18 protein-coding genes and 1 pseudogene are annotated in these 14,514 nt (G+C 70.5%); 14 read left to right on the top strand and 5 right to left on the bottom strand.

Annotated elements, in window-relative coordinates:
- Positions 1-253: 253 nt before the first annotated feature.
- A complete protein-coding gene (locus BLQ49_RS02185; RefSeq protein ID WP_063111186.1) occupies positions 254-577 on the top strand; it encodes an ArsR/SmtB family transcription factor in 324 nt (107 codons plus the stop codon).
- 5 nt (positions 578-582) lie between these two features.
- Here the strand turns inward: BLQ49_RS02185 and BLQ49_RS02180 are convergent, their stop codons facing one another.
- Together BLQ49_RS02180 and BLQ49_RS02175 are read right to left on the bottom strand one after the other, a co-directional pair.
- Positions 583-1,899, bottom strand: a complete 1,317-nt coding sequence (locus tag BLQ49_RS02180; protein ID WP_091712893.1) for an ATP-binding protein — start codon at positions 1,897-1,899, stop codon at positions 583-585.
- Positions 1,896-2,558: a response regulator gene (locus BLQ49_RS02175; RefSeq protein ID WP_091712891.1), complete on the bottom strand. Its 663-nt coding sequence runs from the start codon at positions 2,556-2,558 to the stop codon at positions 1,896-1,898. Before BLQ49_RS02175 ends, BLQ49_RS02180 begins: the two co-directional genes overlap by 4 nt.
- A 98-nt stretch (positions 2,559-2,656) precedes the next feature.
- Here BLQ49_RS02175 and dsbD point away from each other — a divergent pair, with 98 nt between their 5' ends.
- The 9 genes from dsbD to BLQ49_RS02130 all read left to right on the top strand — a co-directional run bounded on the left by dsbD (position 2,657) and on the right by BLQ49_RS02130 (position 9,585).
- Positions 2,657-4,438 (top strand): protein-disulfide reductase DsbD, encoded by a 1,782-nt coding sequence (dsbD, locus tag BLQ49_RS02170; RefSeq protein ID WP_091712890.1) that lies wholly within the window; start codon positions 2,657-2,659, stop codon positions 4,436-4,438.
- A gap of 39 nt (positions 4,439-4,477) precedes the next feature.
- Positions 4,478-5,107 carry a DsbA family protein gene (locus BLQ49_RS02165; RefSeq protein ID WP_091712888.1) on the top strand — a complete coding sequence of 210 codons (630 nt, stop codon included), beginning with the start codon at positions 4,478-4,480 and terminating at the stop codon, positions 5,105-5,107.
- A complete protein-coding gene (locus BLQ49_RS02160; protein ID WP_091712887.1) occupies positions 5,107-5,913 on the top strand; it encodes a L,D-transpeptidase in 807 nt (268 codons plus the stop codon). The genes BLQ49_RS02165 and BLQ49_RS02160 overlap by 1 nt, the downstream gene beginning before the upstream one ends.
- Positions 5,897-6,364 (top strand): DsrE family protein, encoded by a 468-nt coding sequence (locus BLQ49_RS02155; RefSeq protein ID WP_091712885.1) that lies wholly within the window; start codon positions 5,897-5,899, stop codon positions 6,362-6,364. Before BLQ49_RS02160 ends, BLQ49_RS02155 begins: the two co-directional genes overlap by 17 nt.
- Before the next feature lie 206 nt (positions 6,365-6,570).
- A complete protein-coding gene (locus BLQ49_RS02150; RefSeq protein ID WP_091712884.1) occupies positions 6,571-6,996 on the top strand; it encodes a YeeE/YedE family protein in 426 nt (141 codons plus the stop codon).
- Positions 6,997-6,999: 3 nt separating this feature from the next.
- Positions 7,000-7,449, top strand: coding sequence for a DUF6691 family protein (locus tag BLQ49_RS02145; protein ID WP_091712882.1), 450 nt, complete (start codon positions 7,000-7,002; stop codon positions 7,447-7,449).
- Positions 7,446-8,255 carry a sulfite exporter TauE/SafE family protein gene (locus BLQ49_RS02140; RefSeq protein ID WP_208858998.1) on the top strand — a complete coding sequence of 270 codons (810 nt, stop codon included), beginning with the start codon at positions 7,446-7,448 and terminating at the stop codon, positions 8,253-8,255. Before BLQ49_RS02145 ends, BLQ49_RS02140 begins: the two co-directional genes overlap by 4 nt.
- Before the next feature lie 20 nt (positions 8,256-8,275).
- The gene (locus tag BLQ49_RS02135) at positions 8,276-9,187 is read left to right on the top strand and encodes an MBL fold metallo-hydrolase (RefSeq protein ID WP_091712881.1); all 912 of its coding nucleotides are present in this window, start codon (positions 8,276-8,278) and stop codon (positions 9,185-9,187) included.
- Between the two features lie 11 nt (positions 9,188-9,198).
- A complete protein-coding gene (locus BLQ49_RS02130; RefSeq protein WP_059407809.1) occupies positions 9,199-9,585 on the top strand; it encodes a rhodanese-like domain-containing protein in 387 nt (128 codons plus the stop codon).
- A gap of 29 nt (positions 9,586-9,614) precedes the next feature.
- Here BLQ49_RS02130 and BLQ49_RS02125 read toward each other — a convergent pair whose 3' ends face one another.
- Positions 9,615-10,289, bottom strand: a complete 675-nt coding sequence (locus BLQ49_RS02125; protein ID WP_059407811.1) for a Crp/Fnr family transcriptional regulator — start codon at positions 10,287-10,289, stop codon at positions 9,615-9,617.
- A gap of 185 nt (positions 10,290-10,474) precedes the next feature.
- Between BLQ49_RS02125 and BLQ49_RS02120 the strand changes: the two genes are divergently transcribed.
- The 4 genes and pseudogenes from BLQ49_RS02120 to BLQ49_RS02105 all read left to right on the top strand — a co-directional run bounded on the left by BLQ49_RS02120 (position 10,475) and on the right by BLQ49_RS02105 (position 13,032).
- Positions 10,475-11,275 (top strand): pentapeptide repeat-containing protein, encoded by an 801-nt coding sequence (locus tag BLQ49_RS02120; RefSeq protein WP_091712879.1) that lies wholly within the window; start codon positions 10,475-10,477, stop codon positions 11,273-11,275.
- Between the two features lie 43 nt (positions 11,276-11,318).
- Positions 11,319-11,708 (top strand): thioredoxin family protein, encoded by a 390-nt coding sequence (locus BLQ49_RS02115; protein WP_059407815.1) that lies wholly within the window; start codon positions 11,319-11,321, stop codon positions 11,706-11,708.
- A gap of 7 nt (positions 11,709-11,715) precedes the next feature.
- Positions 11,716-12,436 (top strand): annotated as a pseudogene (locus BLQ49_RS02110) (cytochrome c biogenesis CcdA family protein).
- A gap of 176 nt (positions 12,437-12,612) precedes the next feature.
- Positions 12,613-13,032, top strand: a complete 420-nt coding sequence (locus BLQ49_RS02105; protein WP_244507391.1) for a hypothetical protein — start codon at positions 12,613-12,615, stop codon at positions 13,030-13,032.
- A 28-nt stretch (positions 13,033-13,060) separates the two neighbouring features.
- Here BLQ49_RS02105 and BLQ49_RS02100 read toward each other — a convergent pair whose 3' ends face one another.
- Both BLQ49_RS02100 and BLQ49_RS02095 read right to left on the bottom strand, forming a co-directional pair.
- Positions 13,061-13,522 carry a DsrE family protein gene (locus BLQ49_RS02100; protein WP_091712878.1) on the bottom strand — a complete coding sequence of 154 codons (462 nt, stop codon included), beginning with the start codon at positions 13,520-13,522 and terminating at the stop codon, positions 13,061-13,063.
- A gap of 63 nt (positions 13,523-13,585) precedes the next feature.
- Complete coding sequence (locus BLQ49_RS02095) at positions 13,586-14,485, bottom strand: MBL fold metallo-hydrolase (RefSeq protein ID WP_244507390.1); 900 nt, start codon at positions 14,483-14,485, stop codon at positions 13,586-13,588.
- Between the last annotated feature and the right edge of the window lie 29 nt (positions 14,486-14,514).

Here is a 14,514-nt window from a genome sequence, read left to right as displayed (position 1 = left end):
GCGATGCGTGCATCACGGTTAGTACGCCCCCTCGTGGCTGCCCTAGGAGCCCAATCCATGGTCTCGAAAGGCCGCTCTTCGGCAGCATACGAGGAAGGGCTTCGCTATGCCCAGGGGAGGACTTTCATCGCACTTCGAGACCCTAGTCGGACGGGTAATCTCACCGGCAAGTGCCGATCTGGTGATACGGGGCGCATAAGCTATATTAGGGTTAGCTAAAAAAGCTGGGACGACCGTTTCTGGGGCGGGGCCGATGGACGCCATCACGCCGAACGAACTACTGCGCCTTCAGGACAAGGCCGGCGACGCGGCACGTCTGCTCCGCCTCCTCGCCAACGAGAAGCGCCTGATGATCCTGTGCCTGCTCGTCGCCCGCGGTGAGATGGACGTGACGAGCCTCGCCGAGGCGGTGGAGCTAAGCCAATCGGCCCTGTCCCAGCATCTCGCCAAGCTCCGCGAGGACGGGCTCGTCGCCTATCGTCGCGAGAGTCAGACGCTCTATTACCGGCTTGAGGACCCCCGCGCCGCCCGCGTGCTGGCGACGCTCAAAGACATCTTCTGCCCGGAACTCGGCTGACAGGATCAGGCGCGGACGATCTCCGCCTCAAGCCCCGGGCGGTCCGGCCGATTGCGCAGCCGCAGGCTCAATCCGCTCCTCCGGGACGCGATCTCGGCGATGGCGAGGCCGAGACCGCTCCCGGTCGCGCTCTTGTGGCGCCCGCGGAAGAACCTCGTGGTCACATGGGGCAGTTCCTCGGCGGGAATCCCCGGCCCCTCGTCGCGCACGAGGATACCCTCTCCACCGGGACGCGCGAGCCATTCCACCGTGCCGGCTTCCATGTGCTGCACGGCGTTCTCGTGCAGGTTGCGGACTGCCAGGCGCAGGCTCTCGGGATCGGCCCGCAGGGTGTAGCCGCGCAGCCCCGGGTCGATCAGGGTGCGAACCCCCGGCGGCACCCGCATCCCGTCGATGGTCTCGGCCACCAGCGCGCCCACGTCGACCTCCGCCAGGGCCGGCGCCTCCCCGGCGGCGTCGAGCCGGGCCGCGTCGAGCAATTGCCGGACGAGGCGGGTAGTGCGGTCCACGGCCGCCAGGATCTGGCGCAGCGCCGCCCTCGCCACGTCCGGGTCGGTGGTGGCCATGGCGACCTGGGCCTGGGTCTTCAGTCCGGCCAATGGCGTGCGCAGCTCGTGCGCCGCGAAGGCCGTCACCTCCCGCTCATGCCGACGGGCCGCCTCGACCTTGAGGAACAGCCCGTTGAGGGCGTCGGCCAACGGCCGGACCTCGGCGGGTGCCCGGCCGGCGTCGATGGCGCTCATGTCGTCGGCGTCGCGGCCCGCGAGGTCGCGTGCCATCAGGCGCAAGGGGCGCAGTCCCCGACCCAGGCTTGCCCAGATCAGCATCCCGAGGAACGGGACGACGAGCAGCGCGGGGGTGACGAGGCCCATGATGAGATCGGTGACGAGGCGCTCGCGCAGGCCCAGGCGGTCGCCGACCATGACGCGCAGGCCCTTCTCGGTGTCCTCGACGGTGAACACCCGCCACGTCTCGCCGTCGACCTCGCGCTCGGAGAAGCCGGCCGGCGCGTCGGTCAGGCGCCGCTCCGGGGCCCCGCTCGACCGCGCGACCATGCGCCCGTCCAGGGACCAGATCTGGCAGGACAGCTGCCGCTCGTAAGCCGTCGGCGCCGGGATGGTAGCCGGCGTCCCGGCGGGGGTCGTCCCGCCGACCGCGCCCACCAGGGAGCCGACCATGCGCGCGGCCTCCTGCAGGCGGGTGTCCAGCACCTGCTCCACCTCGCGCTTCGAGCCGAGGTAGATCCAGGCGACCGCGCTGAGCCAGATCAGCCCAGTCGCGAGGAGCAGGATCGCGAAGAGCCTGACACGCAGGGATGTCATGCCGGCGCCCTCATCCGGTAGCCGAGGCCGCGCACCGTCTCGATGGCGTGCTTGCCGATCTTGGCGCGCAGGTTGTGCACGTGGACCTCGACGGCATTGCTCTCGACCTCCTCCTGCCAACCGTAGAGGCGCTCCTCCAGCTCGGCCTTGGAACGGAGCACGTCCGGGCGTTCCATCAGCGCCGCCAGCACCATGACCTCGCGCCGGGACAGGCCGACCGGCACGTCGTCGACCGTCACAGAGAGGCTCCCGGGATCGAGCCGGATGCCGCCGTGCTCTAGGAGCGCGGCGGCCCGCCCCGAGGCGCGCCGGACCACCGCGCGGATGCGGGCCGAGAGTTCGTCGAGGTCGAAGGGCTTGCCGAGGTAGTCGTCGGCGCCGCCGTCGAGGCCGGCGATCCGGTCGGCCACCGCGTCGAGGGCGGTGAGCAGGACGACGGGCGTGCGGTCCTTCCGGCGGCGCAGGCCGCGCAGCACGTCGAGGCCGGAGCCGTCGGGCAGCATCAGGTCGAGCACGATGGCCGAGAACGCGCTCGTGGCCAGCGCCGCCTCGGCATCGGCGCAGGTCCCGACGCAATCGACCGTCGCCCCGCCGAGGCCGAGCCCCGCCCTGAGCCCGTCCGAGAGGATGGGATCGTCCTCGACGACGAGGATGCGCATGCGTGTCTCCCCCTGACCGTCCCTCATCCTGCGGGCCTGGCTTAAGCCTGGCTTAAGCTGCGTTTCGGACCCGCGGCGGGCCGATCCGGACCCCGCCCATGCCGACACCCCTCGTCCACCTCATCATCGCCGCCCTGGTCTGGGCTGGCGCCGCGCCCTGGTCGCCGGGATGGTCCCAGGACGCCCCCGCGCGGCAGACGCCTTTCACCCTCGTCGCGACCCGCGACGCGAACCTCTCGCTCCACCTGCGCTGGACCATCGCGCCCGGCACCTACCTCTACCGGGACAGGATCCGCGCCGAGGCCGGTGCCGGCGCGGAGCTTCCCGTCAGCACGCCGCCCGCGCAGACCAAGGACGACCCGAACTTCGGGCCGACCGAGGTCTACCACGACTCCTTGGAGGCCATCGTGCCCGGCGCGGCGCTGGCCAGCCTGCGGGAGGTCCGGGTGACCTACCAGGGCTGCGCCGAGCGGGGCATCTGCTACCCCCCGGTCACGAAGCGACTCGACCTCGCCTCCCTGGCGAGCGCCGGCGCATCACCGGCCGGCGGAGCCGCCTCCGCCGCCGAGCCGGCAGACGCGACGGTCGCCGTCGCCCCCCGCCAGGACGTCTTCCCCGCCGGGCCGGCCGCCCTCCTCGTCGGCAACATCGTCGGCGTCCTGGCAGGCATGTTCGGGCTCGGCCTCCTGCTGGCGTTTACCCCCTGCGTGCTGCCGATGGTGCCGATCCTGTCGGGCATGATCGTCCGCTCGGGTCGGGACCTCACGCCGGGGCGGGGCCTGGCGCTTTCGGGAAGCTACGTCCTCGCCATGGCGGCGGCCTATGCCAGCCTCGGCGTCGCGGCGGCGTGGCTCGGCCGCAACCTGCAGGTCGCCCTCCAGACCCCGCTCGCCCTCGGCCTGATGGCCACCGCCTTCGTCGCGCTCGCCGTGTCGATGTTCGGCCTCTTCGACCTGCAGGCACCGCGCTGGTGGCGGGACCGCTCCGGCGCCCCGGCGGCGGAAGGTGGGTCGGTCGCCGGGGCCGCGTTCCTCGGCTTCAGCTCGGCCCTCGTCGTCGGGCCCTGCGTGACGCCGCCCCTTGCCGCCGCCCTGCTCTACGTCGCCCAGACGGGGGATGTCCTGCGCGGGGCGCTGGCCCTCTTCGCCCTCGGCCTCGGGATGGGTGCGCCGCTGGTGCTCGTAGGCGCGTTCGGCGCCGGCATCCTGCCCCGGTCCGGCCCCTGGCTGGTGCGGGCGAAGCAAGTATTCGGCCTCGTGTTCCTGGCTCTCGCGGCCTCGCTCGTGACACGCCTGCTGCCGGACGTGTTGTCCCTCCTGATTTGGGCGGCGCTCGCCATCGGCACCGGCATGGCGCTCGCGGTGCTGACCACGAACGGTCGCCCGTCACCCGCCGGTCGCGCGGCGGGCCTGGTCGCCGTCGCCTATGGCGGCCTCCTCCTCCTCGGGGCTGCCACGGGCGCGGACGACCCGCTGCGGCCGCTTGCCGGCCTCGCCCCGTCGCATCCGGGCCACATCGCCGAGGCGCGGACGGTCTCCACGCTCACCGCCTTCGAGGCGGCCCTCCTGGCGGCCCGAGCTGAGGGCAAGCCGGTGCTTGTCGAGTTCGCCGCCGACTGGTGCACCGTCTGCAAGACGAACGAGCGGACGGTCCTGGCGGACGCCGGCATCCGGGAGAGGCTCAAGGCCGTCTCGGTCATCCGGGCCGACGTCACCCGTGACGACGACGCCACCCGCGCCCTGATGCGTCGCTTCGAGGTGGTCGGCCCGCCGACCCTCATCCTGATGCGTCCCGACGGCGGCGAGGTCCGGGAGGCCCGCACCGAGGGCGAACTCACGGTCGAGGACCTGAAGCGCCGCCTCGCCCTCGTCGGAGCCTGAACTGCCTCTTCCGAGCCACCCATACCCACGGAGACCGTCATGCACCGCCGGACCCTGCTCGCCCTAATCCCCGCCGTCGCCCTCGCGCCCGCCCTGCTATCGCCGCACACGGAAGAGGCCTTCGCCCAGGGCATCGACCCGAACGCCATCCTCAATGACCCGGAGGCGCCGGTCTCGGGCAACCCGAAGGGCGACCTGACCATCGTCGCCTTCCTCGATTACAACTGCCCCTTCTGCAAGAAGGCCGAGCCCGACCTTCTCCGGCTGGTGAAGTCGGACGGGCGCATCCGCCTCGTCCACAAGGATTGGCCGATTCTCGGCGACGCCTCCGTCTACGGCGCCCAGCTCGCCCTCGCGGCGCGGTACCAGGGCCGCTACGACGACGTGCATCGCGCGCTGATGGGCATCCCCGGCCGCAAGATCCCGAAGGAGCGGATGCTGGAGGCGGTCTCCGCCTCGGGCGTCGACATGGCCCGGCTGGAGGCGGACCGGTCGTCCCACCAGGGCGAGATCGCCGCCCTGCTCCAGCGCAACCTCGACCAGGCGGACGCCCTCGGCCTGCAGGGGACGCCGGTCTTCCTGATCGGCCCGCTCAAGGTCGCGGCCGCCCTCGACTACGACGGCTTCAAGCAGGCGGTGGCCCAGGCACGCGCCAAGGGCCGCTCGTGATGCGGCGGGTGATGCGCCTAACGGCGCTCCTCGCGCTCGCCGCGGGGGTCGGAGCCTGCTCGGCCTCGATGGGCGCCCCCGGCCCGGTCGCCGGGGCGGGGGCGCGCCTCCCGTCCGATGCCGTCCGCCGCTACGCGGCCATCACGGACGAGCCGTTCCCGGTCGATGCGGTCGAGCCGCGCGACCTCAGGGCCCGCAACGTCCGCCAGGTCGTGGACTATCCGACCCGACAGCCGCCCGGCACCCTGGTGATCGACCCCTATCGGCGCTTCCTCTACCTCGTCATGGAGGGCGGCAAGGCCATGCGCTACGGGGTCGGCGTGGGCAAGGCCGGCTTCGAGTTCACCGGGGAGGCGACTGTCGCCCGCAAGGCGTCCTGGCCGCGCTGGACGCCGACCCCCGACATGCTCAGGCGTGACCCGGAGCGGAACGGGCGCTGGGCCGGCGGGATGCCAGGTGGCGCACGCAATCCCCTCGGGGCCCGCGCGCTCTACCTGTTCAAGGACGGCAAGGATACGCTCTACCGCATCCACGGCACCACCGAGCCCTGGAGCATCGGCGAGGCGGTGTCCTCGGGGTGCATCCGCATGCTCAACCAGGACGTGATCGACCTGCACCGCCGCGTACCTACGGGCACGAAGGTCGTCGTGCTTGGGTCGCACGGCACCGCCCAGGCCGCGCGGCCGGCGGCGCCGGAGACGACCGGCAGCCTCGACCGTGCGCGCCTCGACGACCTATCCCGCGGCGCCTCGGAGGCGCCCGAACCCCTGACGGACGACGGAGTGGCGGATGACGACGGTCTTTAGGAGCCTGGCGCTGGCGGTCGTCCTCGCGACGATGGGCATCGGAACGGTTCGTGCCGGCTCGGAGGCGCCGGCCGGCTACTACGCCGACCAGAAGGTGGTCTACCACAATGGCGGAAGCGGTCCGGACGAAGCAGCCTACTTCAAGCGCCTGCTCGCCAACCTGCGCAACCACGTCGAGGCCGTGGGCAAGGCGCATGTCGAGATCCGCGTGGTGAGCCTCGGTGACGGCGTCGGCCTCTTCCAGTCGGCCGCGAACGACAAAGAACTCGCCGGCCGCATCGACGCCCTCAAGGGGATGGGTGTGCGGTTCCTGGTCTGCGCCAACACCCTGCGCGAGCGGAAGATAGACCGCACCACCCTGTACGGCGTCGGCGAGGACGACCTCGTGCCGAGCGGCGTCGCCGAACTGGCGCGCCTGCAGGCCATGGGGTTCGCATACATCCACCCCTGAGGCCTTACACCGCTTCGGCAATCGACCGCGAAGACCTGATCGTGTGCCGCCGCACCTGACTCTGAGGCGCTTGTCCGCCGGACCATCTTTCCACTTGTCATTACATTAGAAAGTGCTAATTGAGTGTCATCTAATGTTTTGCGTGGGGCAGTGGTCCCCGCGGCCGGACCGGGCGCTCCCCGGACCGCACTCCGGGACAGATTGAGATGGAAGGCTTCACCCCCGTCAGCGCAATTCTCGGCGGAGCGATGATCGGCGGGTCCGCCTCGCTGCTGCTCATCCTCAACGGACGCATCGCCGGCATCAGCGGCATCCTCGGCGGCATCCTGGCCCCGCCCTCGCGTGAGACCGCTTGGCGGGCGGCCTTCGTGGCAGGCCTCGTCCTCGCACCACTCGCCTATGCCGGCCTGGAAGGCAGCCTTCCGCCGGTGACGGTCGAGGCGTCATTCCCGCTGCTGATCCTCGCGGGCCTGCTGGTCGGGTTCGGCGCGCGCCTCGGCTCAGGCTGCACCAGCGGCCACGGAGTCTGCGGCATCGGCCGCGGCTCGCCCCGCTCGCTGGCCGCGACCGGCATCTTCATGACCGTCGCCGTCCTGACCGTCCTCGTCATGCGCCATCTCGTCGGAGCCTGAGCCATGGCCAAGACCGCCTCCGCCTTCGCCGTCGGCCTCCTGTTCGGCCTCGGCCTCCTCGTCTCGGGCATGGCCGACCCGGCCAAGGTCCTCGCCTTCCTCGACGTGACCGGACGCTGGGACCCGAGCCTCGCCCTCGTCATGGCGGGCGCCGTCGCAATCTCGGCCGCCGGCTACCGCTTGGCGAGGCGGCGCGGACGGCCTTTGCTCGCGCCCAGGCTCGACGTCCCGACCCGGCGCGACCTCGACGGACGCCTGTTCGCCGGGGCCGCGATCTTCGGCCTCGGATGGGGCTTGGCCGGCCTCTGCCCCGGGCCCGCCCTCACCATCCTGACGCTGGCCCCGGCCGAGGCCGTGACCTTCGTGGCGGCGATGGTCGCCGGCATGCTGCTGTTCCGCCTGGTACCGGCGGCGCGCCTGAAGCCGACCGCCGCGCTGGGAGCCGACACATGATGCCCGGCCCCCTCACATCCGGCCTCGCCGCCGGCTCGGGCGGGGTCGTGGGCGTGATCCTCGGCCTCGTCGGCGGGGGCGGCTCGATCCTCGCGGTCCCACTGCTGACCTACGTGGTCGGCGTGTCCTCGCCCCACGTCGCCATCGGGACCAGCGCCCTGGCGGTCTCGGTCAGCGCGGCGGGCAACCTGGTCCCGCAATGGCGGGCCGGGAACGTGAAGTGGCGTTGCGCGGCGGCGTTCTCGCTCGCCGGGGTCCTTGGCGCGCTCGTCGGCTCGGCGGCCGCCAAGGCGGTCGACGGGAAGAGCCTGCTCGCCCTGTTCGGGGTCGTCATGCTCGTGGTCGGCGGCCTGATGCTGCGCAAGCGACGCGGCGAGGGCGACCCGGACGTGCGCCTGACCAAGGCCAGCGCGCCGGTGCTCCTGCCCTGGCTGCTCGGCATCGGCCTCGCGGTCGGCCTGTTCTCCGGCTTCTTCGGCATCGGCGGGGGATTCCTGATCGTGCCGGGCCTGATGCTGGCGACGGCGATGCCGCTGCCCATGGCCATCGGCACCTCGCTGGTCGCGGTCAGCGCCTTCGGGGCGGCGACCGCAGCGAGCTACGCCGCCTCCGGCCTGATCGACTGGCCGCTCGCCGGGCTGTTCATCCTGGGGGGCGTGCTCGGGGGCCTCGTCGGATCGAGGCTCGGCCAGCGCCTCGCCGGGCGCAAGCGCGCCCTGACCGTCACCTTCGCCGGCCTCGTCATCCTGGTCGGCCTGTGCGTCGTCGCCCGCGGGGCCCTGCCGCTCCTCGGCCTGAGCGCCTGATCCCGGACAGGAGGAGATCCATGTCGAACCAGACCGCCGGAGCCCTGCGCGGGCATCCCATCGTGACCGGCTTCCACGACGAGCCGACCGGGAGCATCCAGTACGTCGTCGCGGACCCCGCGACGAAGCGCTGCGCGATCATCGACCCGGTCCTCGACTTCGACCCGAAGTCCGGCGCGACCGCGACCCGCTCCGCCGATGCCCTGCTCGCCCATATCGAGCGGGAGGGCTACGAGTTGGAGTGGATCCTCGACACGCACCCGCACGCCGACCACTTCTCGGCGGCAGGTTACCTCCACGACCGGACGGGCGTCCCGACCGCCATCGGCGAGAAGGTCATCGACGTGCAGCGGCTCTGGAAGGGGCTGTACAACCTGCCGGACACGTTCCGGACGGACGGTTCGCAGTGGTCCCGGCTCTTCGCCGACGGCGAGCGCTTCCGGATCGGCGACCTCGACGTCGAGGTGATGTTCACGCCGGGCCACACCCTGGCCTCCATCGCCTATCGGATCGGCGCCGCCGCCTTCATTCACGACACCCTGTTCATGCCCGACAGCGGCTCGGCGCGGGCCGACTTCCCCGGCGGCAACGCGCACGCGCTGTGGCGCAGCATCCGGCGCATCATGGCCCTGCCGGACGACACGCGGCTGTTCACCGGGCACGACTACCGCCCGGGCGGCCGGGCGGCGGCCTGGGAGAGCACGGTCGCCCGGCAGCGGAGCGAGAACCCGCACCTCGTCGAGACACCGACCGAGGACGCATTCGTGGCGATGCGCGAGGCCCGCGACCGCGAACTGCCGATGCCGAAGCTCATCCTGCATTCCCTGCAGGTGAACATCCGCGGCGGGCGCCTGCCCGAGCCCGAGGCGAACGGCCGCCGATACCTGAAGATCCCCCTCGACGCCCTCGACGGTGCGGCGTGGGGCGATTGACGGAGGTGACCATGACCACGATCAGCGCGAAGGACCTGGTGGCGCAGGCCAACCGGGAGGTGGAGACCCTGTCGGCCGCGGAGGCGCTGGCGCGCCTGGGCCAGCCGGGCTCGGTGCTCGTCGACGTGCGCGAGGGCGAGGAGTTGGCCAAGACCGGCAGGATCGCCGGCGCCGTCCACGTGCCCCGCGGCTTCCTGGAGTTCCAGGCCGACCCCGCGAGCCCGACCCACCGGGCCGAGCTCGGCGAAGGCAAGTGCCTGGTGCTCTACTGCGGCTCCGGCAACCGTTCGGCCCTGGCAGCCAAGACCCTGAACGACATGGGCCTCGGACCGGTCGCCCATGTCGCGGGCGGCTTCCCCGCGATGGCGAAGGCCGGCGGCACCGTCGAGCCAGCCTGATCGGGACTGGCAAGCCGACAGGCCGCAGGTCACTTGCGACCGGCGGCCTCCAAGTTTGGGCGGTCGACGATCTCGACCGCGCCGCGCCGGACCTCGATCAGGCCGGCCTCGGCCCATTGCCCCAGGATGCGGCTCACGACCTCGCGCACGCTGCCGATGTCATCCGCGAGCTTCTGATGGGTTACCGAGGCCACCCCACGCGGGTCCGCCTCGGCCAGAAGCCGTTGCGCGAGGCGCTGCTTGAGCGGGGCAAACGCGACCTCGTCGATCAGCGTGAATAGGCCGGACATCAACCGCGTATAGTCATCCATGACGAAGCTGCGGAACGCGGCGCTCTCGCCCATCAGGTGTTGGAACGTGCTCACCGGCAGAGCCGCCAGTTCGGTCCGCTCCTCGGCGATGCTTTGCGCCGGAAAGTTGCCGCCGGAGAGGAGGCACTGTGTGGTCAGGGCGCAGGTGCCGCCCGGCCCGACTTTGTAGATCAGCACCTCGCGCCCGCCTTCAGACATCCGGAAGATGCGCGTACGGCCCTCCAGACACATCAGGTAGTTGGCGCACTCGCCATCGAGTTCGTAGGCGATGGCGCCCGCGTCCAGTACCGGAAAATGCACAGTTCCCCGGGCGATCTGGAGGTGCGCTGGGCTGAGCGCCTGCAGGAGCGGAAACCGGTCGATCCATCGCTCGACCTTCTGGGCATCCGTCATGGCGGCGTAGTCCCCCCGGCCATGACGACGGGCTGATCGTCCGGCTCGCGTTGCGTTTTTCTCCCGCCGCGCCGGACTTGTGTGACCTGGGTCACCGACCGGGTGCAGCGGCCCGGCATAGCATCGCATCACAAAGAACACGATAAGGGCATCCGCCATGCGCGGCGCCCACCGGGAGTGAACCGATGCGCCGCCTCGCCCTGAGCTTCATGCTCGCCGTACTCGCCGCCGGCCCCGCCGCGGCCGAACAGGACCTCCTGCTCGGGGCCGACATGTCCTCGCCTGCCATGACCAAGGCCGAGATGAGCCGCGCCGACGTCGAGGCGCTGATCAAGGCCGCGGACGGCAAGCCGGTCGACCTGCACGACAAGTCCCTGTCTGGCCTCGACCTCTCCGGGCTGAACCTCCGGGGCGCAAACCTGCGGACCGCCCGCCTGAACAAGGTCAATTTGCGCGGCGCCGACCTCAGCGGCGCGAACCTCGAACAGGCATGGCTGCTGAAGGCCGACCTGTCCGGCGCCAAGCTCGTGGACACGAAAATGTTCGGCATCACCGCCCGCGACGCCAACCTCAGCGGCGCGGACCTCAGCCGGTCCATGCCCATTGGCGACTTCAAGGGCGCCAACATGAGCGGCGCCACACTGGTCGACCTGAGGGGCGGCGCCGACATCAAGAACCAGTCCATGGGCCTGATGCGGGCCGTGTTCGTGTCGGTGAACCTCTCCGGCGCCAACCTGAAGGGTGCCAACCTCGGCCGGTCGCGGCTCGAATACGCCAACTTGAAGGATGCTGATCTCACCGACGTGGTGTTGATGGGCTCGGACCTGTCCGGGGCCAACCTGACCGGCGCCACGGTCACAGGAGCAGACTTTAAGAACGTCGACGTCAGCGGTGCCCGGCTGATCGACCTCAAGGGTCAGTCCGAGGCCAAGGACTGGGCCGAGCGCGTGAACGTCGACCGCGCCGTCACCCAGGCAACCAATTGAGCCGCCCGTAAGCCTCGACCCATCACAAGGACCCAGACAGCCCATGACCACCCGTCGCTTCCTGCTCGGCGCCCTGGCCGCCGCTCCCCTTCTGTTCGGTACCGCTGCGAATGCCGCCGAGGCCGTCTTCACCCCTGAAGCCTTTGAGGCGGCCCAGAAGGCGGGCAAGCCGATCCTCGTCCATGTCACCGCGCCCTGGTGCACCGTCTGCGCGTCGCAGAAGCCGATCCTCGCTAAGCTGGAAGCCCAACCCCGGTTCAAGGACCTGCAGGTGTTCGACGTCGATTTCGACAGCCGCAAAGACGTGCTGAAGCGGTTCGGTGTGACGACGCAGAGCACCCTGATCACCTTCAAGGGTGAGAAGGAGACGGGGCGCTCGGTCGGCGACACCCAGCCGGAGTGGATCGAGGGCGCCGTCGAGAAGGCTTTGTAGGTCGGCCATGGCCACGACGTTCGGCCTCGCGTTCCTCGCCGGCATCCTCTCGGTGATGTCGCCCTGCGTGTTGCCCTTGCTGCCGCTGGTCCTGGGCGCGGCGGCATCGAAACACAGGCTCGGCCCCGCTGCCCTGGCCGCCGGCCTCGCGGTGTCCTTCGTGGCCATCGGGCTGTTCGTAGCGACCGTAGGGTTCGCCCTCGGCCTCGACGCCGATGTCTTCCGCACCGTGGCGGCCATCATGCTGGTCCTGATCGGGCTCGTCCTGATGGTTCCGGCCGCCCAGACCCGGCTTGCTGTGGCCGCCGGCCCGGTGAGCAACTGGACCGAGAGCCGGTTCGGTGGCTTCTCGACCACCGGGCTTCTGGGACAGTTCGGCGTCGGGCTTGCTGCTCGGCGCGGTCTGGAGCCCCTGCGTCGGGCCGACCCTCGGGGCCGCGTCCCTCCTCGCCTCGCAGGGGCGAGACCTGGGTTCGGTGGCAACGACGATGCTTCTGTTCGGCCTCGGCGCCGCCCTGCCACTCCTGCTCCTCGGCACGCTGTCCCGCGAGCTGCTGATACGCTGGCGCGACCGGATGATGGGGCTCGGCAAGGGGCTGAAGGTCGCCCTGGGCGCCATCCTCGTGGCCACCGGCCTGATGATCGCCACGGGCTACGACAAGGCCGCGGAGACCGTCCTGGTCAACGCTTCGCCGGCTTGGCTCACCAACCTGACGACCCGCCTGTGACCTCGATAGCGTCTGCCTCCAAAGCCCGCCCCATGCGACCCTACCGTCTTCGAACCTGCCTGCTCTACGCTGCCATCCTTCTCGGGATTGCAGGTCCGGCGCAGGCTTGGGAATTGGTCGGCACGAAGCAGCTTGAGCTACGCACTCGCGACGGTACGTCCATTCCAATCGGCACCGTGACGTTCACCCCAGGGCCGGACGCCACGCGGTTCGTCGTCACCCTCGACCGGACGAAGTTCAAGGACTTCTTCCTGTCGATGCGCGAGTTCAAATGCGTCGAGGGGCCCGAGGTCCAGTGCCACGTTCCCTATCCCTACGCGAACCCGGGAACGGTCCGGCCGGGCGATTATGCGTGGCTGGAGCACGCCCTGCTCTTCCTCTACAAGGCGCCGGCCGACTACGGAGCCAAGTTGAGCAACGGCCTCTACTACGCTCTTCAGAAAACGGAGGACGGGCTGGTTGGAAGGCCGATGGCGGTGGATCTCAACGACATCGCGGCCCCGCCTCAGGATCCCTCCGTGCCCCCGTTCGATCAGGCTGCCCGTGCGGACATTGTTCCAGGCGCCCGCTGGATCGAGGCGCTCGTCATCCGCTGAGACGAGTTCGTCGCCCCACCGGACCCAGTTAAACGCGCAGGTAGCTCCATCCTGCTTCCTGAAGGGTCACGAGACGGACCGCCCCCGCCGGAACGATGCCGACGTGGGGCAGCAATTCCAGCGAATGCCCCTCGGCCTTCTCCATGGCCTTGATGGTGTTGCCGCAGGCCGAGAGGACGATCCCCGGCACGCTCTCGCTGATGGAATGGATCCTCGCCGTCACGGGCGATGTGTCGGCCCGCAGCATGTGCAGGCCTGGGCCATAGGCGACGATCTCGACTTCCAGTTCCTCGGCCTGCTCGCTGTATTCGCGCGCGAGGTTGACCGCATTGTTGAGGGCGAGATCGAACACGCCGCCCTCGCGGGAACTGACCTGCATCGCGACCCGGTGGGTCTTCGGGCCGGTTGCCGGAGCCGCCGTGGCCCTGCTCGCTCCGAGCCCAGCCAGCAGCGCGGCCAATCCGGACACGCCCCTGCGCGACAGCATCATCTCGTCGCCTCCGTTGTCGAACGATCCTGATCCGAGACGCGCGCTCCTCTTGGAGCCGTCTCGTCAGGTCTGCAGGAATCGATAGCTGTCGCCGGCACGCTCGACATGTCCGACGCCCGAGCCCGGGAGATGAAAGCCAACGAGCGTCATCCGCTCGTTCGCCAACCGGTCCAGCAGGGTCAGGCGGGTGCGGGAAGCGAGGTCGCGGTCGAGATCGCTTCCGAACGCCCAGGCGGGACGCCGGAACGACAGAACTGCATGGCTCAGGGCATCTCCGCCGATCAGTACCTGATCCCGTCCCGCTTCGACGAGTACGGAGGCGTGGCCGGGTGTATGCCCCGGCGTCGCGACGTAAGTGAGGCCGGGGGCGATGCTCTCGCCGGGCCTGCGGCGCTCCACCTTCGCCTCAAGGCGGCGCAGGGTCCGTCGCGAGCCCACGGAGAGACCCTTCAGCCAGTCGGGCACCAGGGTCTCGACGTCGTCGCGGGTCCAAAAATCCCATTCCGCCGCCGGCACCACGTAGCGGGCATTGGGAAACCGTTCGCTGTCGTCGAAATCGTCGATCGCGCCCCAGAGATGATCGGGATGCGCGTGCGTGAACACGACCTGGGTGATCGCCTCGCGCGAAATATTCCGGCTCTCCAATGTCTCTCCGAGCTTGCCCGCCGTCGGCTGGAAGGAGTTGCCCGAGCCGGCATCGATCAGGATGATCTCAGAGCCGATCCGCACGAGGCTCGCGTTCGTCGGGATCGGCGCGGCCTCCGCGCGCTGGCCCTCGGCCCTGAAGACGGCCTGCATCTCGTCGCGCGGCGTATCGGGCAGCATGAAGGCGAGGGAGGAGGACAGCGTGCCGTCGCTCGCCGTCTCCACGGAGGCGCCGCCGACCGTCAACGCCGCCGCCGGGTTGGCGGACGCGCGGCCGGTCGGCCACGCGCCCGCGAGACCCGCCGCGAGTCCCGCCATGAAGAGACGCCTGTCGCAGCGCGATCCGG

The sequence above is a fragment of the Methylobacterium phyllostachyos genome (assembly GCF_900103445.1).
GTDB classification, from domain to species: domain Bacteria; phylum Pseudomonadota; class Alphaproteobacteria; order Rhizobiales; family Beijerinckiaceae; genus Methylobacterium; species Methylobacterium phyllostachyos.
This window is presented reverse-complemented; position numbering and strand designations above follow the sequence as displayed.

Coding starts and splice junctions, on each gene's coding strand:
- BLQ49_RS02185 (WP_063111186.1), top strand. CDS start 254: ATGGACGCCATCACGCCGAACGAACTACTGCGCCTTCAGGACAAGGCC.
- BLQ49_RS02180 (WP_091712893.1), bottom strand. CDS start 1,899: ATGACATCCCTGCGTGTCAGGCTCTTCGCGATCCTGCTCCTCGCGACT.
- BLQ49_RS02175 (WP_091712891.1), bottom strand. CDS start 2,558: ATGCGCATCCTCGTCGTCGAGGACGATCCCATCCTCTCGGACGGGCTC.
- dsbD (WP_091712890.1), top strand. CDS start 2,657: ATGCCGACACCCCTCGTCCACCTCATCATCGCCGCCCTGGTCTGGGCT.
- BLQ49_RS02165 (WP_091712888.1), top strand. CDS start 4,478: ATGCACCGCCGGACCCTGCTCGCCCTAATCCCCGCCGTCGCCCTCGCG.
- BLQ49_RS02160 (WP_091712887.1), top strand. CDS start 5,107: ATGCGGCGGGTGATGCGCCTAACGGCGCTCCTCGCGCTCGCCGCGGGG.
- BLQ49_RS02155 (WP_091712885.1), top strand. CDS start 5,897: ATGACGACGGTCTTTAGGAGCCTGGCGCTGGCGGTCGTCCTCGCGACG.
- BLQ49_RS02150 (WP_091712884.1), top strand. CDS start 6,571: ATGGAAGGCTTCACCCCCGTCAGCGCAATTCTCGGCGGAGCGATGATC.
- BLQ49_RS02145 (WP_091712882.1), top strand. CDS start 7,000: ATGGCCAAGACCGCCTCCGCCTTCGCCGTCGGCCTCCTGTTCGGCCTC.
- BLQ49_RS02140 (WP_208858998.1), top strand. CDS start 7,446: ATGATGCCCGGCCCCCTCACATCCGGCCTCGCCGCCGGCTCGGGCGGG.
- BLQ49_RS02135 (WP_091712881.1), top strand. CDS start 8,276: ATGTCGAACCAGACCGCCGGAGCCCTGCGCGGGCATCCCATCGTGACC.
- BLQ49_RS02130 (WP_059407809.1), top strand. CDS start 9,199: ATGACCACGATCAGCGCGAAGGACCTGGTGGCGCAGGCCAACCGGGAG.
- BLQ49_RS02125 (WP_059407811.1), bottom strand. CDS start 10,289: ATGACGGATGCCCAGAAGGTCGAGCGATGGATCGACCGGTTTCCGCTC.
- BLQ49_RS02120 (WP_091712879.1), top strand. CDS start 10,475: ATGCGCCGCCTCGCCCTGAGCTTCATGCTCGCCGTACTCGCCGCCGGC.
- BLQ49_RS02115 (WP_059407815.1), top strand. CDS start 11,319: ATGACCACCCGTCGCTTCCTGCTCGGCGCCCTGGCCGCCGCTCCCCTT.
- BLQ49_RS02100 (WP_091712878.1), bottom strand. CDS start 13,522: ATGATGCTGTCGCGCAGGGGCGTGTCCGGATTGGCCGCGCTGCTGGCT.
- BLQ49_RS02095 (WP_244507390.1), bottom strand. CDS start 14,485: ATGGCGGGACTCGCGGCGGGTCTCGCGGGCGCGTGGCCGACCGGCCGC.